The organism is Rhizobium sp. G187, from assembly GCF_051549525.1.
In the GTDB taxonomy this organism is placed as follows: Bacteria; Pseudomonadota; Alphaproteobacteria; order Rhizobiales; family Rhizobiaceae; genus Allorhizobium.
In genome coordinates this window covers 134,804-159,122 of sequence record NZ_JBPUGM010000008.1, presented here as the reverse complement: position 1 = coordinate 159,122, position 24,319 = coordinate 134,804, and the positions used below count along the sequence as shown (strand labels likewise).

The window sequence follows — 24,319 nt, the reverse complement described above, 5'->3', positions numbered from 1 at the left end:
GGCGCCCTTCTTTTTGCCCTCAACCCTGGCTCAGACAGTCTTCATCAGGCGCAGAGCATCGTAGATTGCCGCGTGGGTGTTGCGGGCGGCAACCGCGTCACCGATGCGGAAGAGCTGGAACCGTCCCGCCGGATTGCGCGCGATCTCCTGGCTTTCGCCGCCAATCAAGGCGTCGTAATCCACTTCGCCAAGGTTGGACGAGTTCGGCTTCAGATCGAAGTAAAGTTCGTCCAGCGGGATCGTGCCGTGATTGATCACGACCTGATCGACGATGCGCTCCTTCGAGACGCCGCCGTAATCGCTGCCGATATGCGCGAGGAGGCCGTTGCCCTGTCGTTCGATGCCTTCGAGGCGATAGGTGACGGTGAAGGTGACGTCCTGCTTCTGCAGGCTGCGCATATAGGGCACGAGGTTCATCGCCATAACCTCCGGGGCAAAGCTGCGGTCCGGCGTCATGATCTCCACCTTGGCGCCAGCCGCCGCCAGGATATCCGCCGCCTGCAGGCCGGCGTGATCACCGGCGTCATCGAAGACGAGCACATTGGTGCCGGGCTTCACATCGCCGGAAATGATATCCCAGGAGGAGACCACGAGATCATTGCCGGAAGAGAGGATCTCGGTGCTGGGGAAGCCGCCGGTTGCGACAACCACGACATCGGGGTTTTCCGCCTCGATTGCCGTTGCATCGGCCCAGGTGTTGAAGCGGAAGGTGACGCCGTATTTCTCGCACTGGGCCATGCGCCAGTCGATGATGCTCATCATCTCCCGCCGCCTTGGGCTGCGCGCTGTGAGACGGATCTGGCCACCGGGCTGATTGGCAGCTTCGAAGACGACGACATCATGGCCGCGCTCACCGGCGACACGTGCGGCTTCGAGGCCGGCTGGCCCTGCCCCGACGATCACCACTTTCTTGCAGGCTGGCGCCCGGTCCAGCACATGTGGCATGGTCTCTTCGCGACCGGTCGCGGCATTGTGGATGCAATAGGCAGCACCGCCCTGATAGATGCGGTCCAGACAGTAATTGGCCCCGACGCAGGGGCGGATGTCCTCCTCGCGCTTTTCGATGATCTTGCGGACGATATGCGGGTCGGTCATGTGGGCGCGGGTCATGCCGACCATATCGACCTTGCCGGACGCGATCGCATGGCGGGCCGTCGCGACATCCGGAATCTTGGCGGCGTGGAAGGTGGGGAACTGGGTCGCGGCCCGGATTTCACCGGCGAAATCCAGATGCGGCGCATTGGCCATGCCCTGGATCGGGATGAGGTCGGTCAGGCCTGGATCGGTATCGATATGGCCGCGCACGACGTTCAGGTAGTCGATCAGGCCGCTGGCCTTCAGGCGCCGCGAGATTTCCAGGCCTTCCGCCTTGTCGGTGCCACCCGCCAGGTTCTCATCGGCAGTGTAGCGCACACCGAGAATGAAATCGTCGCCGACGCGTTTTCGGATGGCCGTAAAAACGTCCAGACAGAAGCGCATGCGGTTGTCGAGATCGCCGCCATAGGGGCCATCGAGCTCATTGGTCAGCGGTGAGACGAACTGGTCGATCAGGTGACCATAGGCCTCCAGCTCGACGCCATCCATGCCGCCAGCCTTCATGCGCTCAGCCGCATCGGCGAAATCCTTGATGATGCGCTCGATATCCCAATCCTCGATCTTCTTCGGGAATGCGCGGTGCGCTGCTTCGCGGTGATGCGAGGGCGCCACCACCGGCAGCCAGTCGCCCTTGTCCCAGCGGGTGCGACGGCCGAGATGGGTGAGCTGGATCATGATTGCCGAGCCTGCCTCATGAACAGCGTCCGTCATTTCCCGGATCCAGGGAACGATCTCGTCCTTGTAGGCGAGCAGATTGTTGAAGACCGGCGGGCTGTCCTTGGAGACGGCCGCAGACCCCGCCGTCATCGTCAGCGCCACGCCGCCTTTTGCACGCTCGACCGTGTAGGCGCGGTATCGCTCCTTCGGCATCCCATCCTCCGGATAGGCCGGTTCGTGGGAGGTCACGATGATGCGGTTCTTGAGCGTCAAATGCTTGAGCTGAAAGGGTTGCAGCAGGGGATCGTTCGACATGGCAGGGCTCCGCGCATCAGGTTTCGGCGAAAAATCTAGCATAATGTACAGTACTGTCAATTTACTCGACGCTCCTGTATATTCCTGGAGACTTCACGGGATTGCGGGCCGTCCCTTGCCGGGTTAGGAGAGGCGCATGGATCAAGGCGGAAACGATAGCGGCTGGCGCGGGTCCCTCGAGGGGTGGCTCGAGGCCGCCTATGAAGCACTGCTGGACGGTGGCGTCGATGCGGTGAAGATCCTGCCGCTTGCGAATAGGCTCAAGCTGTCGCGGACCAGCTTCTACTGGTTCTTCAAGGACCGCGACGAACTTCTCTCCGCACTCCTCCAACGCTGGCGGGAAAAGAATACCGGCAATCTCGTGACACAGGCAGAGGCCTATGCCGAGACGATTGCGGAGGCGACGCTCAACGTCTTCGATTGCTGGCTTGACCGGGACCTGTTCGACGCACCTTTCGAGTTTGCGGTGCGGAGCTGGTCGCTGCAATCGGCCGACATTCTGGCCGCCGTCCAGGCAGCCGACCAGACCCGGCTGGAGGCGCTATCGCAAATGTTCACGCGGTATGGCTTCGACCCGGTGGCCGCCGACGTCCGGGCCCGAACGGTGTATCTGGTGCAGATCGGCTATATCTCGATGCAGAGCCGCGAGGACCTGGAGCTGCGCCTGCAGCGCATCCCGCAGTATATCGAGATCTTTACCGGTACGCGCGCAGAGCCGCGCGAAATCGAGCGCTTCCTGTCGCGGCATCGCGGACGGACGCCGGAGTGACACCGATCTGGTGGCAACAAACACCCAGTCGAGATCGTCGGTTTGGATTTCTCCCGGATGCAGATCGGACGCTAACGCCGATGCGCCAGAAAACGAAAAAGCCTGCCGCGGGAGGAGGTGCGGCAGGCTTTTCGAATAAGTGAACAACGGCTGGGAGGAGGAGTGCCGCTGTTCCGACAGGCGTCCTTTGGGAGGAGGATAAAGGCCGCCTGAATTCGAAGCTCTGCGGGAGGAGGTGCATCACTTCGATGATTTGAAGATAACCCAAATCCCCGCAGAATAAAGAGGCATTGCTGCACTGCAGCTATGCAGAAAACGCATTGCCCATTTTCGAAAAATCAAATTCGGGACGCGTGTAGAGCCAGAAGCATGCAGGCGCCTCATGCGATGGGAGTATACCTCTCCGTCCAGACCACACGGAAGCAGAGATCAGCCGCGAAAGCGATCAAAGGCCGTCAGGCGCCTGATCGGCGGATCGGCATCCTGAGAGCGGTAGATTTCGGCCCTGAGGTAGCGCAGTTCTTCGTCAAGGGCTTCCTCCCCCACTTCGATCCACCAGGATTTCGGACGGCCGTCGCTGCCGTCAGACCAGCGATAGCCGCGCGCCTTCAGGTGATCCTTCATGTCAAAGGGGCTGCTCTCGGCGAAGATCCGGACCCGCGATCGCTGGCTTGCCTGGTAAAGCTCGGCAAAGGCGGTGGACGCTGCTCCGTCGTCGTTTCGGGCGAGGACCTCCAACAGGGCAAAACAGTCATCCACGGCGCGGTGACCATCGTGAAAGTACCCGGCCTGGCCGATCAGATAAGCCAGCTTGGTGCCTTCATAGCCACGGGAAACCCAGGCGATCTCGGAATTGGAACACGCCCAGGCCTTGTCCGAGAACAGCGGAGAAAAGGCTTCGCAAAAGGGTCGGTCGAAACCCGCATTATGGGCGATCAGCAGGTCCGCCGGTTCGATCAGCGCCTGCAAGGCTGCAAGGTCAATCGACTGGCCGGACACCATATCATCCGTGATGCCGGTGATGCGCGTGATCTCGGCCGGTATCGCGACGCTCGGCTGCCGAAGGCCGCCGTAAATCCCAGTTATGTCGCCGATGGCACCATGCGCATCGAAGGTGAAGGCAATAGCGCCAATCTCGATGATCTCATCCTTGCGAGCGCTCAGTCCCGTGGTTTCAGTGTCGAGGATAACACCCTTGAGAGGATATTCCGGGCGCAGAACCGATGCGATTGCGCGTGGCTCAAGCTTGCGCAGGATGCGGTATCGACCGGTCCCGGACAGATGGTCGACCATTTCGTCTTCGCTCAAGGGGATAACCTGCGCTTCAGGTTGGGCAAGCTTCGGCGCGACAGACCCGACACCCCGGCGACGAGGCGCCTGTTCTGAAAACATGTCAAACTGTTCTGCCATTGAAGCTGCTATCTTCCTGCCATCGCCAGGGCGCGTTCAAAACACGACCGGATCAGCAGATCAACCCTCTTGATCGTCGAGAAACTCCTACAACTCCTTGAAATACAACCATACCGCGCATTAATAGTCCCCACGTCGACAGGACGGCGTTTGCAGCAGCGGAGCGGTATCGGCCGGGTCTGCGCTCGACCAGACCCGGCCTAGCCCGACCTCCCGCGGCTGCGCAAAGCGGCGGCTCGGGGCATGGTTGAAGGCGTAATCAGCGGTGACGTGATCAAGCCGTGACTGCCCATACCGATCTAAGGCGGATTTCTATTTACACCGCTGCGGCCCATCAAACAGCCCTCACAGCAAAGGGACCGAAGGCCATAGCCAGGAAGAAAAACCGAACCAATTCGGTCGCACCGATACACACGGCTGAACAAGGCAAAGGATATGGGAAGCCAGTCTGGAAAGACTGTAGATGGCGGACAGGGTGGGATTCGAACCCACGGTACGCTTTCACGCACACACGCGTTCCAGGCGTGCGCCTTAAACCACTCGGCCACCTGTCCAGGGGGGTCACGGTGCGAAAATGTCACCGTGTTGGTCGGGGCGGATATATACCGAGGAATTCTGAGGGATCAACCCAATTCTATCACAATTTTGACATTCAAGAACAATTCTTAATCGAGCAGTGATAATGCGGAAGCGGGTGCGGCGGCCCTTCTCTGTTAGCCGGAGTGTTTCATGGTGCGACTCTTGTTCAGGGTCTTGAGTTTTTCGGCGCTCTGCGTCGGTGTCGTCGCAGCGACCGTCGATTCGATCGCTTCTGTTTCCGCCTCTCGCGTGCTTCTGACACCGTTGGAGGCGGCATGGAGCGATGTTGCGCCTCAGTCCCTTCCAGCCCTGCAGGCGCTGGTGGAGATGCGCGTGGGGCCGGCGGCATGGACCGCATTCCAGAACAGCATCCTGCCGCAGCCGGCATTTGTGATTTTTCTCGGCCTGTCCCTTGCACTGTGGATGATCGGCTACAAGCGGCCACAGCCGGCCGGGCGCTTTGCGGCCTGAACGGTCTTTTTATATCAGCCGCCTACTTCCGGCATGTCGCCTGGCGCCAAATTCCTGGGGCCGGCCAGGCCGCCACTTGTCGTTCCTGTTCCAGTTGACCACATTAGGGACAAGGAAAACGGGGCTGGCCGCCCCACAAAGAGGAGATTGCCAATGTTCCTCATCGACATGTTCAACAAGAAGACCGTCATGCCGACCGTCGAGAGCGCGCTGCCCGGACGCCCCGAACCGCTGGCTACGGCCGACATCCATTTCGTTTCCGGCCTGCCGCTCAAGGGCCCCTACCCTCCTGGGTTCAGGACCATCTATCTCGGCATGGGCTGCTTCTGGGGTGCCGAACGCCTGCTCTGGCAGACGCCTGGCGTCTATGTAACGGCTGCAGGTTATCAGGGCGGGATCACCCCCAATCCAACCTATCAGGAGACCGTAACGGGCCTGACCGGCCACACCGAAGTCGTCAAGGTGATCTACGACCCTTCGAAGATCACGCTTGAAGCCCTCCTGAAGATCTTTTTCGAAGCGCATGACCCGACACAGGGCATGCGACAGGGCAACGATATCGGCACGACCTATCGCTCGGCGATTTATGTGGAGAACGAGGAGGACATGGCACTTGCCCTGTCTGTCCGGGACCGCTTCCAGGCGGCTCTCGAAAAGGCCGGGCGAAGCAGCAGGATCACGACAGAAATCGCTCAGGCGGGGCCCTTCTACTTTGCCGAGGACTATCACCAGCAGTATCTGGCGAAAAATCCGAACGGTTATTGCGGTCTGCGCGGAACAGGGGTCTCCTGCCCGATCGAACCCGCAGCCTGAGAGCATCTGCTCAAACCGACGGCATAAATCCTATTGATCTGACTAGATTTTCGGCGTTTGACGCCGAAGATCTGGCCAGCTTGTGAATCTTTACCAGATGAAAAAAATCTGGTGAATTTTCGTACGAGCCATGCAAGGATGCAACCAGCCTGGACCTCCGGATAAGGAGGCGGCGGTTCCGCAGACATGCTCTTCGTCAGGGAGGGCTTGCGGGAGGACCCAACAAGATCAATAGCAACAACAGGGCTGCACCATGAAGAAAACCCTCCTCAGTCTCTTTGCCTTGGCTGCGATGTCGGCAACCGCGCTTGCGGCCGACGTCAAGCCGGCTCTGGTCTATGGCACTGGCGGCAAGTTCGACAAGTCGTTCAACGAAGCAGCCTATGCCGGCGCAGAGAAGTTCAAGACCGAAACCGGCATCGACTATCGCGATTTCGAGCCGACCAGCGACACCCAGGGCGAACAGGCGATCCGCAACTTCGCCTCGCGCGGCTTTAACCCGGTCGTCGCCGTCTCCTTCGCCTGGACATCGGCCGTTGAAAAGGTCGCCGGCGAATTCCCGGACACACAGTTCGTGATCGTTGACTCGGTTGTCGACAAGCCGAATGTCCGTTCGGTCGTCTACAAGGAGCATGAGGGTTCCTACCTCGTTGGCCTGCTCGCCGGTCTCGCCTCGAAGAGCGGCAAGGTCGGCTTCGTCGGCGGCATGGACATCCCGCTCATTCGCAAGTTCGCCTGCGGCTACGAGCAGGGCGCACGGGCAGCCAACGCCAAGATCGAAGTGTTCCAGAACATGACCGGCACCACGGGTGCTGCCTGGAACGACCCGGTTCGCGGCGGTGAACTGACCAAGAACCAGATCGACCAGGGTGCCGACGTAATTTACGCGGCAGCTGGCGCTACCGGTCTCGGCGTTCTCCAGACCGCAACCGACAACGGCAAGCTCTCGATCGGCGTCGACTCCAACCAGAACCATCTGCATCCGGGCTCTATCCTCACCTCGATGGTCAAGCGCGTCGACCTCGCTGTGTATAACGCCTATGCCGATTCCAAGGCTGACAAGTTCACCCCTGGTCTGCAGGCTCTCGGCGTTGCGGAAGACGGCGTCTCCTACGCACTCGACGACAATAACGCCAAGCTGGTGACCGAAGACATGAAGGCCGCCGTCGAAAAGGCAAAGGCCGACATCATCTCCGGCACCGTGAAGGTGCATGATTACATGTCGGACAATTCCTGCCCGAAGTGATCTGAATTCCGGGCGCAGGGCGGCAAGTGCGCCGTCCTGCGCCTTTTTTATGTCCGGGGAAATGGAATGAACGCTCAGAGCCAGGCGCCGGCGATCGAACTGATCGGCATCGATAAGAAGTTCGGTGCGGTGCACGCCAACAAGAATATCAACCTGACGGTTGCCAAGGGCTCGATCCACGGCATCATCGGCGAAAACGGTGCGGGAAAATCGACGCTGATGTCGATCCTCTACGGCTTTTATCAGGCCGACAGCGGATCCATCCAGATTGCCGGCCGACCGATTACCATCAAGGACAGCCAGACAGCCATTCATGCCGGCATTGGCATGGTCCATCAGCACTTCATGCTAGTCGAGAATTTTACCGTGCTGGAGAACCTGATGCTCGGCGCCGAAGGTGGCGCTTTGCTCGGCAAAGGCACGGATGCCGTCCGCAACGGGCTGAAGAAGCTTGAAGAGGACTATGAACTCGAGGTCGATCCCGACGCGGTGGTCGAGGAGCTTCCTGTCGGTCTACAGCAGCGCGTGGAAATCCTCAAAGCTCTCTATCGTGGCGCCGAGATCCTGATCCTCGACGAGCCAACAGGCGTGCTGACACCAGCCGAGGCCGATCATCTTTTCAAGATCCTTGGCGTACTGCGCGACCAGGGCAAGACTGTCATCCTGATCACCCACAAGCTCCGCGAAATCATGGCGATCACCGATACGGTCTCCGTCATGCGGCGTGGCGAGATCGTTGCGACACGCAAAACGACCGAAACAACCGTCGAGGAACTGGCTGAGCTGATGGTCGGCCGCCGGGTTCTCCTGCATGTCGAGAAGAAGCCGGCCAATCCGGGCGAGGTTTTCCTCTCCGTGCGCAACCTCACGGTCAAAGACAGTCGTGGCGTCGTGATGGTCGACAATGTCTCCTTCGACGTAAAGGCAGGCGAGATCGTCGGCATCGCGGGCGTCGCCGGCAACGGCCAGAGCGAGTTGCTGGAAGCCATTACCGGGATCCGCAAACCGACATCGGGCGAGATCTGGATCAACGGGCAGAATGTGGCAGGTCTGGATCCTGCGGAACTGCGCGGTATCGGCGTCGCACACATTCCCGAAGACCGTCATCACATGGGCCTCGTACTGCCATTCGAAGAGAGCCAGAACGCCATTCTCGGCTATCACCGCGACGAGCGCTATGGACGTGGCCCGTTCCTCGATCCCGATCTTATTCGCAAGGCGGCCGAAGACGAGATTGCGAAATACGATATCCGCCCGCCGAACCCACGACTGAAAACGGCCAATTTCTCGGGTGGCAACCAGCAGAAGATCGTCGTTGCGCGCGAGATCGAGCGTGATCCGAAACTTCTGGTCGTCGGGCAGCCGACGCGCGGCGTCGATATCGGCGCCATCGAATTCATTCACAAGCGGATCGTGGAGACGCGGGATGCCGGCAAGGCCGTGCTGCTCGTGTCGGTCGAACTCGACGAGATCCGCTCGCTCTCAGACCGAATCCTGGTGATGTTCGCCGGCAAGGTCGTCGGCGAGAAGACGCCGGACACTGGCGAACAGACACTCGGCCTGATGATGGCCGGCATTGCCGCTTGAGGTTTTGATGAGCACTGCATCCGTACCCCTTCCGAACTGGATCAACTACGCACTGCTGCCGCTGATCAACCTGACGCTTGCCTTTCTTGTGTCGGGCCTCGTGGTCTGGATCATCGGAGAAAATCCCTGGGAAGCCCTGAAGCTGATGCTGGAGGGCGCGCTTGGGAGCGGTGAAGGCATAGGTTTCACGCTGTTTTACGCCACCAGCTTCATTTTCACCGGCCTTTCGGTGGCCGTTGCCTATCATGCCGGCCTGTTCAACATCGGCTCGGAAGGTCAGGCCTATCTCGGCGGCCTCGGGGCCGCACTTGCTGCCCTGTCGCTCGATCAGTATGTGCCGTGGTATGTGACCATGCCATTCGCGATTATCGCGGCGGCTTTCTTCGGGGCCGCCTGGGCCCTCATTCCGGCCTGGCTGCAGGCCAAGCGCGGCAGCCATATCGTTATCACGACGATCATGTTCAATTTCATCGGCGCGGCGCTGATGGTGTATCTTCTGGTCAACGTTCTCATCGTTCCTGGCAAGATGGCGCCGGAAACCCGGACATTCCTCGAGGGCGGTCAGCTGCCGAAGCTTGATTGGCTGATTGCGATGTTTGGCGGCAAGCTGGGGCCTGCGCCATTCAACGTGTCCTTCATCATTGCGCTCGTGATGTGTGTGGTCGTGTGGGTCCTGATCTGGCGCACCAAACTCGGTTTTGAGATGCGGACATTGGGTATCAGCCGGTCGGCGGCGGCCTATGCCGGGATTCCCTATGTCAAGATCGTTCTGATCACGATGCTGATTTCCGGCGGCCTTGCCGGGATGATGGCGCTGAACCCCGTTCTCGGTGCCTCAGCGCGCCTGCAGGTGGAATTTGTCGGCGGCGCCGGTTTTGTCGGGATCGCTGTGTCGCTGATGGGTCGAAATCATCCGCTGGGCATCCTGCTCGCGGCCATCCTGTTCGGCGTACTCTATCAGGGTGGAGCCTGGCTCTCCTTCGACATGCCCAACATTACCCGCGAGATGATCGTGGTCATCCAGGGCCTCGTCATCCTGTTCGCCGGGGGACTGGAATTCATGTTCCGCCCGATGATCGTGCGTGTTTACCAGAAACTGACGAAAGCCTGAGGACGAGACCATGGATTCTTTCGACATGCTCATCAGCATCCTCGGCTCGACGATCCGCCTGTCGATCCCGTTGATCCTTGCGGCACTGGCTGGGCTTTACTCAGAGCGCGCCGGCGTCTTCGACATCGGCCTTGAAGGCAAGATGCTGGCCGCCGCCTTTGCTGCGGCCTGTGTTGCCTATTTGACCGGCTCCGCATGGCTCGGGCTGTTCGCCGGTATCGCCGTGTCGCTGGCGTTCTCGCTGATCCACGGCTTCGCCTCGATCACCACCCGAGGCAACCAGATCATTTCCGGGGTTGCCCTCAACTTCGTGGCGGCAGGCTTGACCGTTGTTCTTGGTCAAGCCTGGTTCGGCCAAGGGGGACGGACGCCGCAGGTGTCGGGTGAGGCCCGCTTCTCGCCGATCATTCTGCCGGGTGCAGAGACGATGCGCGACGTGCCGTTTATCGGCCCGCTCTATGCGAACGTGATTTCCGGCAACAATATTCTCACCTACATCGCCTTCCTGGCGGTGCCGATTTCCTGGTGGATCCTCTATCGCACCCGTTTCGGTCTGCGGTTGCGAGCCGTTGGCGAGAACCCGGGTGCCGTGGACACGGCTGGAATTTCGGTGGCCTTCCTGCGGTACCGGGCGGTCCTCATGGCTGGCCTGCTCTGCGGCATTGCCGGAACCTATCTCGCGATCGCGCAATCGGCCGCCTTCATCAAGGACATGTCGGCCGGCAAGGGCTTCATCGCGCTTGCAGCACTGATCTTCGCCAAATGGAAGCCGGTGCCTGTCATGTTCGCCTGCCTGCTGTTCGGCTTCCTCGACGCGCTGGCCAACTTCATGCAGGGCAAGTCGATCCCAGGGATCGGCGAAGTGCCTGTGCAGATTTTTCAGGCACTGCCCTATATCCTCACCTGCATCCTGCTCGCAGGCTTCATCGGTGCTGCCAATCCGCCGAAGGCCGGCGGCGTGGCCTATTCCAAGGAGCGTTAATCCATGGCTCATGATCTCTTTGAAGCCGCTCGTGACGCCATGAGTTTTGCGCATGCGCCCTACTCCAAGTTCCCGGTCGGCGCTGCGATCCGCGCCGACGACGGCCGAATCTATACCGGGGCGAACATCGAGAACCTCTCGTTTCCGCAAGGATGGTGTGCGGAGCCGACCGCGATCGGCTGCATGATCATGGGCGGTGGTCGACGAATTGTCGAAATGGCCGTGATTGCCGAAAAGCTGGCGCTCTGCCCGCCCTGTGGCGGCTGCCGGCAGAAGATTTCGGAATTTGCTTCGGCCGATACGAAGATCTATCTGTGCGATGAAGTCGGCGTGCAAAAGACAATGACGATGGACGAACTTCTGCCGCTTAGCTTCAAGACGGATGTCATCGGATGAAGGCGGCTGTCGATCTCCTTGTCGAACGCCTCAACGGCTTGATGCCGCGCTACGGTATCGTTCTGGGATCGGGCCTTGGTTCTTTGGTAGAGGAAGTCCGCGATCCAATCCGCATTTCCTATTCGGACCTGCCGGGCTTCCCGCTCAGTGGTGTGTCCGGTCATGCGGGGGAACTGGTTGCCGGCTATCTCGGACGCACGGCGGTGATCATGCTCGCAGGGCGCATGCATTACTACGAGCACGGCGACCCCAATGCCATGCGCAAGCCTCTTGAGGTTCTGGTAGGGCTCGGGGTCAAATCCCTGATCCTGACCAACGCGGCGGGCTCGCTACGCGAGGATATGCCACCCGGCAGCGTCATGCAGATTACCGACCATATCAATTTCTCCGGTAAGAACCCGCTGATCGGCGAAAGCAGCGACGGCCGCTTCGTCGGCATGACATCAGCCTATGACGCGACCCTCTCCGCTGCCATGCAGCGCGCTGCGATCGCCGAAGGCGTTCCCCTCGCCCAAGGCGTTTACATGTGGTTCTCCGGACCAAGTTTCGAAACGCCGGCGGAAATCCGTATGGCGCGCATTCTGGGGGCCGATGCCGTGGGCATGTCGACTGTGCCGGAGGTTATTCTGGCCCGCTTCTTCGGCCTGAGGGTTGCAGCAGCCTCCGTGATCACCAATTATGGAGCCGGCATGACCGGTGGCGAACTCAGCCACGAGGAAACCAAGGACATGGCCCCGATCGGTGGCAAACGTCTTGCGAGCATCCTCAAACGGATGATCGGCGGAGGAGAAGACATTGGATAATCAGGAACTGCGTGCGGTGGCCACGAAGGCGCTGTCGCTTCTCGATCTCACCAACCTCAAGGACGACTGCACGCCCGAGCAGATCGTGACCCTTTGTGGAAAGGCACAGACCGCATTCGGCCCGACGGCTGCGATCTGCATCTGGCCACGCTTCGTCATGCAGGCTCGCACCCTCCTCGGTCCATCGAGCCCCATTCGCATTGCTACGGTGGTGAATTTCCCATCCGGCGAAATGAAGATCGAAGACGTCCTGGCCGAAACGCGCGATGCCGTTGCCGATGGCGCGGATGACGTGGATCTCGTCATACCCTACCGCGCCCTGATGGCCGGCGACGAGACGGCTGTGAGCGCCATGGTTTCAGCCGTGAAGGCGGCCTCCGGACCGGCCGTCCTGAAGACCATCCTCGAAACCGGCGAGTTGAAGGACAAGAACCTGATCCGGAAGGCGTCCGACCTTGCGATCGCAGCCGGCGCAGATTTCGTCAAGACATCCACGGGCAAGGTGAGCGTCAATGCCACTCTGGAGGCTGCGGACATCATGTTGCAGTCCATTCGGGACAGCCGCAAGAAAGTCGGCTTCAAGCCTGCCGGTGGCATCTCCACGGTTGCCGATGCCGCTCTCTACCTGAGACTTGCGGACACTATCATGGGCGAAGACTGGGTCATGCCGTCGACCTTCCGCTTCGGCGCTTCCGGCCTGCTGGACGACATTCTTGCCGTTCTTTCCGGTGAGCGCTCCGCGGTTGCGGCTTCCGGATATTGAGAGATGTTACCCCAGGAAATCATCCGTCGAAAGCGTGACGGCGGTGTGCTGACCGCCGAGGAAATCTCCGGGTTTATTGAGGGCCTGTCGAACGAGACAATTTCCGAGGGCCAGGTGGCGGCCTTTGCCATGGCCGTCTTCTTCCAGGGCATGACACCTGACGAAATCGTGGCGCTGACGCTTGCCATGCGCGATTCCGGCGATGTCCTGTCCTGGGCAGGCGTTGGCAAACCAGTCGCCGACAAGCACTCCACCGGCGGCGTGGGCGACAATGTCTCGCTGATGCTCGCGCCGATTGTCGCTGCCTGCGGGCTTGCCGTTCCGATGATTTCGGGACGCGGTCTGGGTCATACCGGCGGCACACTGGACAAGCTGCAATCGATCCCCGGCTATGATGTGATGCCGGACAATGCGACCTTCCGTCGAACCGTCGACCGGGCCGGTTGCGCCATCATTGGCCAGACGGGCGATCTGGCACCCGCCGACAAACGTCTCTATGCGATCCGCGACGTGACGGCGACAGTCGAATCCATTCCCCTGATCACAGCCTCGATTCTGTCGAAGAAATTGGCCGCTGGGCTTGAAAGCTTGGTGCTGGACGTCAAGTTTGGCAATGGTGCCTTCATGGCCAAAACCGAGGATGCTGAGGCGCTGGCGCGCTCGCTGGTGCGGGTGGCGAATGGTGCGGGCGTCAGGACCACGGCGCTACTGACCGACATGAACGAGCCGCTGGCAGATTGTGCGGGCAATGCGATCGAAGTGCAGAACGCCGTGGATTTCCTCAAGGGCACGAAAACCGGCACACGGCTTGAAGAAGTGACCCTGGCCTTTGCAGCCGAAATGCTGGTCAATGCCGGCGTGGAATCAGACAGTGTAAAGGCCCTTGAGCGCTCTGCTGCCGTGCTCGCCTCCGGAGAGGCTGCCGATATCTTCGGCCGCATGGTGCATGAACTGGGCGGACCGGTCGATTTCATGGAGCGGGCGGAGCACTACCTGCCACGCGCCAAGATTGACATCCCGGTGCCTGCTGCGGCCGATGGCTATCTCGCCGCATGCGACACCCGCAGTCTGGGACTTGCAGTCGTCACGCTCGGCGGCGGTCGGCAACGTCCGAGCGACGCGATCGATCATGGCGTGGGGCTATCCGGTTTCAAGCCACTGGGGACACGGGTTATGAAGGGCGAGCCGATCGCATTCGTTCAGGCGAATGACGAGGCAAGCGCGGCGCAGGCTGCAACGACAGTGCGCGGATGCTATCAGATTTCCGATGAAAGACCGGCGACAACGCCGGCGATAGGCCTCAGGATCGGCGCGGTTTAAGCGTCTTATTCACTGGATGAGACGCAAGGCACGCTTGTCAGCCGTGTAGGATGTCAGCTTCTTGAGAAAGCTCATCCCGATCAGCGTTGATGACAGCGCATTGTCCGGCAGGACGAAGGCGTCGACATCGCGGACACGGACATTGCCGATTTCGACCTTGTCCAGCACCACGTGCGCCGCTTCAATCTGGCCATTGGCGGTGTCCACGGCGTGTTCGAAGTCCAGGGTCGAGGGCGGGAAACCGAGACGACGGGCCGTCGACACGTTGATCGCGACCAAGGATGCGCCGGTATCGATCATGGCATCGACGGCCTTCCCGTTCATTCGGAACGTGCCGGAGTAGTGGCCATTCTTACTCATGGTCAGCAATGTCTGGCCCGAGGTTGACGTCGATGCGGGCACCACGGTTTGTTCCCTGCTCTCACGCCGATCGAGATAGGCGTGGACATGCGTCGCAATTGTTGGCCATTGCGTGGCCGACATGGCGAGGAGCAGAACAGTGAACAGGGTCCGCGCGAACATCGGCACTCCGCTAGAAACGTTTCGCTGACGTTTGCACCGCTTGATCACCAAGTGGCTAACGCAGGTATGAAAACGGCCCGGAACTCGCGTACCGGGCCGTCAATCCTTGCGATCTGGTTAAGAAATCACTTCGTGCCGTACATCCGGTCACCAGCGTCACCGAGACCGGGCATGATGTAACCCTTCTCATTCAGGTGGCTGTCGATCGAGGCGGTGAAGATCGGAACATCCGGGTGCACTTCATGGAAGTTCCGGATGCCTTCCGGGGCAGCAAGCAGGCAGAGGAAGCGGATGTTTTTCGCGCCGCGTTCCTTCAGCTTGTCGATCGCGGCAATCGAGGAATTGCCGGTGGCCAGCATCGGATCGACGACGATGATGAGGCGCTCGGCCAGGGCTTCAGGCGCCTTGAAATAGTATTCAACGGCTTGCAGCGTTTCGTGATCGCGGTAGACGCCGACATGGGCGACACGCGCGGCCGGAACCAGTTCCAACATGCCTTCAAGCAGGCCGTTTCCGGCGCGCAGGATAGAGGCGAAAACCAGCTTCTTGCCTTCGAGGATCGGCGACTGCATCTCCGTCAGCGGGGTCTCGATGGTTTCCATCGTCAACTCGAGATCGCGGGTCACCTCATAGCAGAGCAGCGTCGAGATCTCGCGCAGAAGACGCCGGAAACTCGATGTCGAAGTCTCCTTGCGGCGCATGATCGTCAGCTTGTGCTGCACGAGGGGATGATCGATGACTGTCACGCCGTCCATGGTGAAACCTTCTTTTCTTCTTGTCTTCGGGTTGCCCCTATTTTCACTTTCTCGCAGGCGGCTGCAAGGGCAGACGAGGAATTTAGCGCGTCGTCAACAGGGCTGCCGTCAAAGTCTCGCCAGGAGTTGCGCGCGAGTGCCCTCATCGACGAAAGCCGCTTCAATGGCCGTTCTGGTCATGGCGTCGATCTCAGCGTCGGAAAAGCCGAACACAGTCGATGCAAGATCATATTCGCGGGCCAGCGATGTATCAAAGAAGGGTGGATCGTCGGAGTTGATGCAGACACGCACACCGGCTTCAACGAAGCGGCGCAGCGGATGGCTTTGGAAGTCCGGATAGACCGAAAGCGCGATGTTCGATCCGGGGCAGACCTCAAGCACGGTTCCCAGATCGACCAGCCGCCGGACGAGATCAGCATCTTCGATTGCGCGGACGCCGTGACCAATGCGGGCCGGACGAACGAGATCCAATGCGTCCGCGACCGAGAACGCGCCGCAGACCTCACCCGCATGAATCGTCAGGCCTAGACCTGCCTCGCGGGCGATGTCGAAGGCGCGCGCATAGTCCGCCACCCGGCCCATGCGCTCCTCCCCCGCCATGTTGAAACCCGTGACAAGCGGATTGTCGGTGCGGGCTGCATACTCCGCTGCGGCAATGACGCTTTCCGGGCCGAAATGGCGTTCTCCTGTGACAATGATGCGGGCTTCGATACCGGTCTTCGCCTTCGCAGCATGGATGCCGGCGGTGATGCCAGCGAGATAGGTGTCGGCGCCGAGACCGATGCGATCACCATGATCCGGCGAGACGATCAGTTCGCTGTAGATCGTACCGACACCGGCGAGTTCCAGAAGATAGCTCTCGGTCAGGAGGGCATAGTCCTCCTCGGTGCGGAAAAGCGCCGCGACCTTGTCATAGGCTGCGATGAACTCGGCAAAATCCGTCCAGGCATAGCGTCCGTCCGTCATGAAGGTGGCGGGGTCGATGCCGTATCGCTCGGCTTGCGCCAGGGCGAGTGCCGGTGGCGCTGCACCCTCGATATGGCAATGCAGTTCGACCTTCTTCAGATGCAAGCTCACAGAAAACTCCGTCCATGGTGACCCGGCGCAATGCCGAGATGGGCAGCAATGGTTTCGCCGATATCGGCATAGGTGGTGCGCACCCCGATATTGCGCGAGCGGATTCCGGGGCCAAAACACATGATCGGCACCCGCTCCCGCGTATGATCGGTACCACGCCAGGTCGGATCGCAACCGTGATCGGCGGTCATCAGCACCATATCACCCGGCCGCATCTTGCGATGGACTTCGGGCAGACGGCGATCAAAGGCCTCCAGAGCAGCGGCGTAGCCGGGCACATCGCGGCGATGGCCAAAAAGCATGTCGAAATCCACGAAGTTGGTGAAAACGAGATCGCCGTCCTCGGCCTCCTCCATGGTCTTCAAGGTAGCGTCCATCAGCGCCATGTTGCCATTGGCCTTGATCATGCGCGACACGCCCTGATGAGCGAAGATATCGGCGATCTTGCCGACGGCATGGACCTTGCGCCCCGCTGCAACCAGGCGGTCCAGCAGCGTCGCCTCCGGCGGCAGGACCGAATAGTCGCGACGGTTGCCGGTCCGTTCGAAGGTCTGTGCTGTCTCGCCGACAAAGGGACGCGCGATAACTCGGCCGATATTCAAGGGATCGACAAGCTTGCGCACGATTTCGCAGAGTTTCAGCAGGCGCTCCAACCCGAAATGCCGCTCGTGGGCCGCAATCTGGAAGACGGAGTCGGTCGACGTGTAGCAGATCGGCTTGCCCGTCCGGATGTGCTCTTCACCAAAGCGGATGAGAACGTCGGTGCCGGATGCATGGCAGTTGCCAAGAATGCCCGGAAGCTCTGCCTCCCGGCAGATTGCCTCGACAAGCTCTGCAGGAAAGGCTTCCTCGCCGTGGGGAAAATACCCCCAGTCGAACATGACCGGCGTGCCGGCGATCTCCCAATGGCCTGAGGGCGTGTCCTTGCCCTTCGAGACTTCGCTTGCCGCACCATGAAGGCCAAAGACCCTTTCGGGGATGGGCATACCCTCTGGCGGACGGCCCGTCGCCAAGCGAGCCGCTTCGATCAGGCCGAGCGCCGACATGTTGGGAAGCATCAGTGGGCCGCGCCGCAGCCCCTTCCTGTCACCTGCACCAGCGGCGCAGAATTCCGCGATATGACCAAGCGTGTTGGAACCGTCATCGCCATAGGCGGGGGCATCCGGCGCACCGCCAATGCCGAAGGAATCGAGAACGAAAAGAAACGCGCGTGCCATGCCATTTGACCTCAAGCCGGTGCCTTTATCGGCGCCGGCGGAAGGCATGATCAATAACGTCTGGACGATGCCTTGGCAAATGCCCGAGCGTCAGCAGTCACTGCACTCGATATCCTTGCTCAGACGCTGGCGGAAGAAGAATTCGCGCCCCAGAGTTAGCGTCTTGGTTGACGACCCGGTCAAGCCCGGAAGCCACATGAGCAGTTCGTGCGAGACGCTGAGCTCGGTGCGAACGAGGAAAATGCTGGGCTCGACCAGATCAGAAGGGATCGTCGGCGTGGAGCCGACCACATAAGGGGCGACACCCGTCGAAGACCATGACCATGCAACCGTCGCGGCTTCCTTATCGTCGATCTTGATGCCGGTAATCTTGATCAGCAGGTCCTTCGAGGGATACGGGACAAACATCGCCTTGGCGACATCAGAACTGGTTGCAAGGGAAACCTTGGTGACCTTGTCTTCCCGAGAGATCAGATCGCCGATGGTGCTGGCGGCCATCGATGTCTTTTTCGAAATGCTGAGCCCAATCGTCAGTTCGAAGGCCATCAGATAGACGACCAGAAGCATCGGAGCGATCAGGGCAAATTCGACCGCGCCGACACCCTGGCGATCACGCCACAGATCCGTGAGCCGGTCGCAACAAGCCCGCCACGAAAAGCTTTTGATTGGGGACATCGCGTTCTTGTATCCTGAAACCCTGGTCACGGATAATTCTCGTTCTTGAACGTGGTGGTGGCGACGATCAGAAAGTCGCTCGGCATCGACCCGTCGTCCGGGCGGATATTGGTGATGTAGGGACGGACCAGGTCCGTGATCACCTGCCAGCGGTAATAGGCGCGCAGCATGTTGATCGTATCGGGACCACCAGGGGTGAATTTGAAGCTGGTCGGATCAATGTCGGCAAATGTCGCTGTCGATTTACGTGGAATCGTCGTCGGTATCGCAGCGAAAGACGTAAACGTGCGGGCGTCGATGTAGAGCTTGCTCGGTGTTGAGACCTCGCCCGCTGAACATTTGATGATGATGCTGACTTCGTCGCAGAAGGCCTGACGGAACTGCGTAGCCGTCATATCGGTCGTACGACCCAGATTATAAGTGATCTCGCCTGTCCGCAGTTGCCGACCGAGATTGTTCACGGCATTCGTGATCAGCTGCTCCGCTGTGAAAGCCACGAAGGTTTCGACGATTGCGAAGATGATAATGAAATACGGTACGGAGAGTATCGCGAATTCGATTGCTGCGGAACCGTCCTGGGAGCGAGCAAGCCGCCTCCAGATTCGAGACAACCGCTGCTTCACACTGCGCCGTGAATCCTTATCGCTCGTGGAACACATCATTACATTTGCCCATATCGTCAGTCACATTGACGATATGGGTCAAGTATTGATTTTCCGTTGCGCGAATATTTAGATTCTTCCATGTGTCCGAAAGTGGACGCTTGGAACAGATCAAGGCGTGCCGCTGCCCTGGGCGTGCTGTTCGCAATTCGGGGTGCAGGACAATACTGTGCGCGCTGTCGACTTGAACACTCTCACAGTGTTCGATTCGTCGATAGACACAACAATACGCTCATCCAGAAGGGCGTTTCCATCGGAGTCCAAAAGAACAATGTTGGTGGAGCCGTAGGAACGACCGGTCACCACAATGGTGCGTGCATCGGCAACCGTTGCATCTGCCACATCGGAATTGCCGATGATGACCTTGCTCACCGGGCGATCCAGCTTCAGGATCCGGGCACTGTTCATATAGACGCGCAGAATATCTCCATCGTCGGCCAGAACGGCGGAACTCGCGAAGACAGAAGCGGCCGCCCAGACAAGCGTACCGATGACTGCGAGTGTTCGACGATGCATTGCAAACATACCTGTAGGTTCCGCGCGTATGAGAGGATCCCCAACAAGATGCCGCCTTTTGGTGAACGAAGGCTTAATCTCCCAATTGAGCAAACACGATGCAGAAAATGCCTATGCTTAAGCGTGCTCGCAGAGGCGTTCTGAGCAAGGCTCCATCCCCGCTTTGGGTCGATATGTCATGTTCCAGGACAAACAGGCGATCATCGAGCCCATACCGGATGGGTCCTAAACACTGAAGATGCAAGGGTTTTTCAGGAGTGATTTTGACTGCCTTGAGAGGAGCCGTGAAACAAATCCAATCAAATCAAAGGCAGCGTCTCGAATTCGAGCGATCTTCCAAAGGCTTCATTTACCACACACAGGTGTTGTAGCTTTTCACGATCCGCTAACCGTCTTTCTTAAGTCGATAGCAATAGGCTGGCGATTAGGTTTTGGTCATCCGAGCAACGGGAACAGTTGCCGGCAGTGCTGATCAACCACGCGAGTAGGAGAATACCATGACCAAGATTTTCGCACGTTTCGTCAAGGACGAGTCCGGTGCAACCGCTATCGAATACGGCCTGATCGCCGCCCTCATCTCCGTTGCCCTGATTGCTGGCGCAACGACCCTCGGCGGCGCTCTGAACAACCAGTTCGTTTCGCTCTCGGGCAAGCTGACCAACGCCGGCAAGTAATCGCCTGCGCAATTGGAAACTTAGGAGCCGCCCATTGGGCGGCTCTTTTGTTTGAAACTTTGGCAATTTTCTCGCACCCATTTCCCATTTGGAAAGGGCTCGCATGCTAGAATGCGGTCAGCAGGAGGATCCAACCATGTATGCGGCGACTGTCTTTCTCGTTCTTCCGATCTGCCTCGCATTGGCAGCCCTGACGGATTTTCTCGAAATGACGATCCCAAATCGCATTCCGGTCATCCTTCTCCTATCGTTTGCAGTCATCGCCCCTTTCAGCGGCCTGACGCTGATCGAGATTGGCTGGCACCTGCTGGCAGCTCTGGTTGTCTTCGCAGTCTGTTTCGGACTTTTCGCGATGAATGTAATGGGCGGGGGCGATGCCAAGCTTTTGACCGCCTCGGCCGTCTGGTTCGGTTTCAACACATCGCTTTTCGAGTTCCTGGTCTTCACCGGCTACTTCGGCGGTGTGCTGACCGTTCTAGTCCTGCTTCTGCGCGCCAACTGGGCAAAGTTTGCCACCATTGGCATTCCATTGCCTCAGACGCTGATGTCAGCAAAGAAAGTACCCTACGCCATCGCCATCGGTGCTGCAGGACTGATCAGCTATCCGCAGGCGCCGCTGGTGATTTCCACCATCAAGGGACTTGGACTCTGAGCGACCAAGAAACCAGTCATTAACCACAATTGTAAGCACTGCATTAACCATAAGTATACCAATTCCTGATCAATCTTGAGGGCAGAATTCACTGCGTCGCCCGAGGATCGTTCATGAAACCCGCCCGTCTCATCATACTTGCAGTCGCCGTCGTGGCCGCCGGGACGGCCGGGCTCCTTGCAATGCGTCTCAGCGGGGGCGGTTCCGTGGTGGTGCAGGAGGCCGTCGTCGAAAAAGAACCGACGGTCGACGTGCTCGTGATCGCGAAGAACCTGCCGGTCGGCTCGCGTCTCGATGATAGCTCCATGCGCTGGATGGCATGGCCCCAATCCGGCGTCGTCGACGGCTTCATCACATCGTCCACACGCCCTGAAGCCATGAGCGAGCTCACGGGTGCCGTAGTCCGGCTGCCGCTCTTCGAGGGCGAGCCTCTCCGCCGCGAGAAAGTCGCGGACTCCTCTTCCCGTATTCTGTCCGCACTGCTCCCCTCCGGCAAACGTGCCGTCTCGACCGAGATTTCCGTTGCAACCGGGGCCGGTGGCTTCATTCTGCCGAATGACCGCGTTGACGTGATCATGGTGCGCAAGGGAGAGCAGGAAGGCTTCCTGACAGAGACCGTCCTGTCCAACGTCCGGGTGCTTGCGATCGACCAGCAGATTGAAGAAGCGCCTGATGGTTCGCGCTCCGTTGTCGGCACGACCGCAACGCTGGAGCTGACACCCGACCAGACGAAGGTGATCACCGTTGCGCAGCAGATGGCGGATCGTCTGTCGCTTGCCCTGCGGTCCGTTGCCGATGCCCAGGAAGAAGATACCTCCGCCGCAGATCATCTGCTCAGCGGCGGCGATGGCCAGCCGACGATCCAAGTCATCAAATCCGGCACCGTGGTCAATGCCACTGCCACCGATACCATGCAGTGAGTGGGGACGCATCGTGAGCAAGTTGATCACCAATTTTCGCAGATCCCTCACCGGAGGCTTGGCCTTTGCGGTTGCATTCTCGGGTGCCGCAAACCCGCTCAAGCAGACATTCCTCGATGTACCGGCCGTTCAGGCCGCACAGGAGAGCGTGCTTCGCATCAACAATTCCGGCCCCGGTACGCGGCGCACCGTCAAACTCGGTCTGAACAAGGCGCTCGTTGTTGATCTCCCCCAGGATGCGCATGACATTCTCGTTGCCGATCCCGTCATGGCAGACGCGGTGACGCGTTCGTCGCGCCGCATTTATCTTTTCGGCAAGATGGTCGGCCAGACCAACATCTTCATCTTTGGCGCCAATGGCGAGGAGATTGTCAGCCTCGACATCGAGATCGAACGCGATATTGCCGGTCTTGAGACCAATCTGCGGCGCTTCATCCCGCAGTCGGACATTACCGTCGAAATCGTTTCCGACAACATCATCTTGACGGGAACTGTGCGCACGCCGCAAGACGCGGCACGGGCGGCAAGCCTTGCCGAAGCCTTCCTCAAGGGCGGTGAAGCGACGACGCGCAACACGACCGCGACAAGCGAGAGCAGCGGCGATGGCGCGGTTGCGATCTATGCCGAAGACCGCCAGGAATCGCAGATCGTCAACCTCTTGACGATCGAGGGCGAAGACCAGGTGACGCTGAAGGTCACTGTGGCCGAAGTCAGCCGACAAGTCCTAAAGCAACTCGGCTTTTCCGGCAGTGTGTCTGACGGGTCCACCGGTATCAGCTATGCTAACCCCTCCAATCTCGGCAATGCCATCGACCCCACGGGCACGGCAACCATCAGCGCCGGCCTGGGCGGCGTCGGCGTCAATGCCTATATCAACGCCATGGAACAGGCTGGCGTCATGCGGACGCTCGCAGAGCCGAGCCTGACTGCGATTTCCGGCGAAGCCGCGAAGTTCTATGTCGGAGGTGAATTCCGCCTTGCGGCGCAGCAGGAAGTCACTGACGATGGCGTCGAACGGACGATCAACAGTGTCGACTACGGGATCGAGCTGAACTTCCGACCCGTGGTTCTGGCCCCTGGCCGCATCAGTCTGAAAATCGAGACGAATGTTTCCGAGCCGACCTGGGAGGGATCGCAGGTTACCGGCAACACCTTCCTCGGAACACAGACAACAAACTTCAGCATTCCAGGCTCGACCTTCATGTCGATCCGTCGCCGTGAAGCGTCCACAACGGTGGAATTGCCATCGGGTGGCTCGATCGTGATCGCCGGCCTCGTGCAGGACAATATCCGCCAGGCCATGTCCGGCCTGCCGGGTCTTTCCAAGGTGCCGGTGCTTGGCACCCTGTTCCGCAGCAAAGACTTCCAGCGCAACGAAACCGAGTTGGTGATCATTGCGACACCTTATCTGGTTCGCCCTGTAGCCCGTGGCTCGCTTGCGCGGCCGGACGACAACTTCAACCCGGAAAACGATGGCGCGACCTTCTTCCTGAACAAGGTGAACAAGGTTTACGGCCGACGCGAAGCCGAAGCTCCGACCGGCCAATATCATGGCGCCGTCGGGTTCATCTACAAATGAGCGGGGTTCTGAAGAGAATGAGACAGACCAGCCCCAACAGCAGAGAAAGCCGCCAGACCATGGCATTCGCACGTCGTCCGATCCACACGCTACTCCTCGCCGCCATCGTTGTAGGCTGCCCGCTGGTGGTGACCGGCTGTGGTACGAACAAAGACAAGATGTCGACCTCAGGCATCCCCGATGATTATCGCACGCGTCATCCGATCATGCTGAGCGAAGTCGAGCATACACTGGACGTGCCCGTTGCCTCCGGCGACCGCGCCTTTACTGTCGGGGTACAGGATTCCATTGCCGGGTTCGCGGCCGACTATCTCGCAGCGTCGACGGGCACAATCCAGATCCAGCTCCCGCATGGCTCCCCGAATGCCGGGGCCGCAGCCGGTATGCGCAAGCAGATCCGCAACGTGCTTACGACCCGTGGGGTCCAGGCCAACCGCATCATCGAAACGTCGTACCCGGCTGGCGCATCCGGAGATGCTGCTCCGGTACGCCTCAGCTACGTGGCGATCACGGCTGTTACCAATCCTTGTGGCGAATGGCCGGAGGATCTTCAGAACAACACCTACAGCAATCGCAACTATCACAATTTCGGCTGCGCGACGCAGAGCAACCTGGCCGCCCAGATTGCCAATCCGATGGATCTCGTTACGCCGCGCGACGCAGCCCCGATCGATGCGGCACGCCGCTCCACGGTGATCGGACTTTATCGAAGCGGCGAAGACACATCGAGCGATTGAGGCAACCGGTGCTGAA

The 24,319-nt window shown here is 59.7% G+C and carries 25 protein-coding genes and 1 tRNA gene; 16 read left to right on the top strand and 10 right to left on the bottom strand.

Features of this window, described 5'->3' with window-relative positions; all coding sequences use genetic code 11:
• Nucleotides 1-30: 30 nt before the first annotated feature.
• Nucleotides 31-2,067, bottom strand: coding sequence for an FAD-dependent oxidoreductase (locus ACSV9I_RS20045; RefSeq protein ID WP_438330524.1), 2,037 nt, complete (start codon nt 2,065-2,067; stop codon nt 31-33).
• 136 nt (nt 2,068-2,203) lie between these two features.
• Between ACSV9I_RS20045 and ACSV9I_RS20040 the strand changes: the two genes are divergently transcribed.
• On the top strand, nt 2,204-2,836 hold the full coding sequence (locus ACSV9I_RS20040) for a TetR/AcrR family transcriptional regulator (protein WP_438330523.1): 633 nt from the start codon (nt 2,204-2,206) through the stop codon (nt 2,834-2,836).
• A gap of 429 nt (nt 2,837-3,265) precedes the next feature.
• Here the strand turns inward: ACSV9I_RS20040 and ACSV9I_RS20035 are convergent, their stop codons facing one another.
• Both ACSV9I_RS20035 and ACSV9I_RS20030 read right to left on the bottom strand, forming a co-directional pair.
• Complete coding sequence (locus tag ACSV9I_RS20035) at nt 3,266-4,246, bottom strand: 3'-5' exonuclease (RefSeq protein WP_438330522.1); 981 nt, start codon at nt 4,244-4,246, stop codon at nt 3,266-3,268.
• Nucleotides 4,247-4,710: 464 nt separating this feature from the next.
• Nucleotides 4,711-4,800: transfer RNA gene (locus ACSV9I_RS20030), tRNA-Ser, on the bottom strand.
• A 175-nt stretch (nt 4,801-4,975) separates the two neighbouring features.
• On the opposite strand from ACSV9I_RS20030, the gene ACSV9I_RS20025 reads away from it, so the two are divergent.
• The 10 genes from ACSV9I_RS20025 to deoA all read left to right on the top strand — a co-directional run bounded on the left by ACSV9I_RS20025 (nt 4,976) and on the right by deoA (nt 14,317).
• Entirely contained in the window at nt 4,976-5,296 is a 321-nt protein-coding gene (locus tag ACSV9I_RS20025; RefSeq protein ID WP_438330521.1) for a hypothetical protein, read from the top strand.
• Nucleotides 5,297-5,449: 153 nt separating this feature from the next.
• On the top strand, nt 5,450-6,109 hold the full coding sequence (gene msrA / locus ACSV9I_RS20020; protein WP_054158189.1) for a peptide-methionine (S)-S-oxide reductase MsrA: 660 nt from the start codon (nt 5,450-5,452) through the stop codon (nt 6,107-6,109).
• A gap of 253 nt (nt 6,110-6,362) precedes the next feature.
• Nucleotides 6,363-7,355 (top strand): BMP family lipoprotein, encoded by a 993-nt coding sequence (locus ACSV9I_RS20015; protein ID WP_054158190.1) that lies wholly within the window; start codon nt 6,363-6,365, stop codon nt 7,353-7,355.
• A gap of 66 nt (nt 7,356-7,421) precedes the next feature.
• Nucleotides 7,422-8,942: an ABC transporter ATP-binding protein gene (locus tag ACSV9I_RS20010; RefSeq protein WP_054158191.1), complete on the top strand. Its 1,521-nt coding sequence runs from the start codon at nt 7,422-7,424 to the stop codon at nt 8,940-8,942.
• 7 nt (nt 8,943-8,949) lie between these two features.
• Nucleotides 8,950-10,053 carry an ABC transporter permease gene (locus ACSV9I_RS20005; RefSeq protein ID WP_054158192.1) on the top strand — a complete coding sequence of 368 codons (1,104 nt, stop codon included), beginning with the start codon at nt 8,950-8,952 and terminating at the stop codon, nt 10,051-10,053.
• Nucleotides 10,054-10,063: 10 nt separating this feature from the next.
• The gene (locus ACSV9I_RS20000; RefSeq protein ID WP_054158193.1) at nt 10,064-11,035 is read left to right on the top strand and encodes an ABC transporter permease; all 972 of its coding nucleotides are present in this window, start codon (nt 10,064-10,066) and stop codon (nt 11,033-11,035) included.
• 3 nt (nt 11,036-11,038) lie between these two features.
• Complete coding sequence (locus tag ACSV9I_RS19995; RefSeq protein WP_054158194.1) at nt 11,039-11,431, top strand: cytidine deaminase; 393 nt, start codon at nt 11,039-11,041, stop codon at nt 11,429-11,431.
• Nucleotides 11,428-12,234, top strand: coding sequence for a purine-nucleoside phosphorylase (locus tag ACSV9I_RS19990; protein WP_054158195.1), 807 nt, complete (start codon nt 11,428-11,430; stop codon nt 12,232-12,234). The genes ACSV9I_RS19995 and ACSV9I_RS19990 overlap by 4 nt, the downstream gene beginning before the upstream one ends.
• Entirely contained in the window at nt 12,227-12,997 is a 771-nt protein-coding gene (gene deoC / locus ACSV9I_RS19985; protein ID WP_438330520.1) for a deoxyribose-phosphate aldolase, read from the top strand. The genes ACSV9I_RS19990 and deoC overlap by 8 nt, the downstream gene beginning before the upstream one ends.
• A 3-nt stretch (nt 12,998-13,000) precedes the next feature.
• Nucleotides 13,001-14,317: a thymidine phosphorylase gene (gene deoA, locus ACSV9I_RS19980; RefSeq protein ID WP_438330519.1), complete on the top strand. Its 1,317-nt coding sequence runs from the start codon at nt 13,001-13,003 to the stop codon at nt 14,315-14,317.
• Between the two features lie 9 nt (nt 14,318-14,326).
• Here the strand turns inward: deoA and ACSV9I_RS19975 are convergent, their stop codons facing one another.
• From ACSV9I_RS19975 to ACSV9I_RS19945, 7 genes are all read right to left on the bottom strand, one after another.
• Nucleotides 14,327-14,839 (bottom strand): TIGR02281 family clan AA aspartic protease, encoded by a 513-nt coding sequence (locus ACSV9I_RS19975; RefSeq protein WP_438330518.1) that lies wholly within the window; start codon nt 14,837-14,839, stop codon nt 14,327-14,329.
• Nucleotides 14,840-14,964: 125 nt separating this feature from the next.
• Nucleotides 14,965-15,594, bottom strand: coding sequence for a uracil phosphoribosyltransferase (gene upp / locus ACSV9I_RS19970; protein WP_054158199.1), 630 nt, complete (start codon nt 15,592-15,594; stop codon nt 14,965-14,967).
• 108 nt (nt 15,595-15,702) lie between these two features.
• Nucleotides 15,703-16,671 carry an adenosine deaminase gene (locus ACSV9I_RS19965; protein ID WP_438330517.1) on the bottom strand — a complete coding sequence of 323 codons (969 nt, stop codon included), beginning with the start codon at nt 16,669-16,671 and terminating at the stop codon, nt 15,703-15,705.
• Nucleotides 16,668-17,888 carry a phosphopentomutase gene (locus ACSV9I_RS19960; protein WP_438330516.1) on the bottom strand — a complete coding sequence of 407 codons (1,221 nt, stop codon included), beginning with the start codon at nt 17,886-17,888 and terminating at the stop codon, nt 16,668-16,670. The genes ACSV9I_RS19965 and ACSV9I_RS19960 overlap by 4 nt, the downstream gene beginning before the upstream one ends.
• 90 nt (nt 17,889-17,978) lie before the next feature.
• On the bottom strand, nt 17,979-18,563 hold the full coding sequence (locus tag ACSV9I_RS19955) for a TadE/TadG family type IV pilus assembly protein (protein WP_438330515.1): 585 nt from the start codon (nt 18,561-18,563) through the stop codon (nt 17,979-17,981).
• 26 nt (nt 18,564-18,589) lie between these two features.
• Nucleotides 18,590-19,222 (bottom strand): TadE/TadG family type IV pilus assembly protein, encoded by a 633-nt coding sequence (locus tag ACSV9I_RS19950; RefSeq protein ID WP_438330552.1) that lies wholly within the window; start codon nt 19,220-19,222, stop codon nt 18,590-18,592.
• Nucleotides 19,223-19,336: 114 nt separating this feature from the next.
• Nucleotides 19,337-19,741: a pilus assembly protein N-terminal domain-containing protein gene (locus ACSV9I_RS19945; RefSeq protein WP_438330514.1), complete on the bottom strand. Its 405-nt coding sequence runs from the start codon at nt 19,739-19,741 to the stop codon at nt 19,337-19,339.
• A gap of 497 nt (nt 19,742-20,238) precedes the next feature.
• Between ACSV9I_RS19945 and ACSV9I_RS19940 the strand changes: the two genes are divergently transcribed.
• The 5 genes from ACSV9I_RS19940 (at nt 20,239) to ACSV9I_RS19920 (ending at nt 24,303) form a co-directional block, all read left to right on the top strand.
• A complete protein-coding gene (locus ACSV9I_RS19940) occupies nt 20,239-20,415 on the top strand; it encodes a Flp family type IVb pilin (protein WP_438330513.1) in 177 nt (58 codons plus the stop codon).
• A gap of 136 nt (nt 20,416-20,551) precedes the next feature.
• On the top strand, nt 20,552-21,067 hold the full coding sequence (locus ACSV9I_RS19935; RefSeq protein WP_438330512.1) for an A24 family peptidase: 516 nt from the start codon (nt 20,552-20,554) through the stop codon (nt 21,065-21,067).
• A gap of 113 nt (nt 21,068-21,180) precedes the next feature.
• Nucleotides 21,181-21,987, top strand: a complete 807-nt coding sequence (cpaB, locus tag ACSV9I_RS19930; protein WP_054158204.1) for a Flp pilus assembly protein CpaB — start codon at nt 21,181-21,183, stop codon at nt 21,985-21,987.
• Nucleotides 21,988-22,000: 13 nt separating this feature from the next.
• Entirely contained in the window at nt 22,001-23,566 is a 1,566-nt protein-coding gene (locus ACSV9I_RS19925) for a type II and III secretion system protein family protein (RefSeq protein ID WP_438330511.1), read from the top strand.
• A 59-nt stretch (nt 23,567-23,625) separates the two neighbouring features.
• Complete coding sequence (locus ACSV9I_RS19920; protein WP_054158324.1) at nt 23,626-24,303, top strand: CpaD family pilus assembly protein; 678 nt, start codon at nt 23,626-23,628, stop codon at nt 24,301-24,303.
• Nucleotides 24,304-24,319 lie beyond the last annotated feature (16 nt).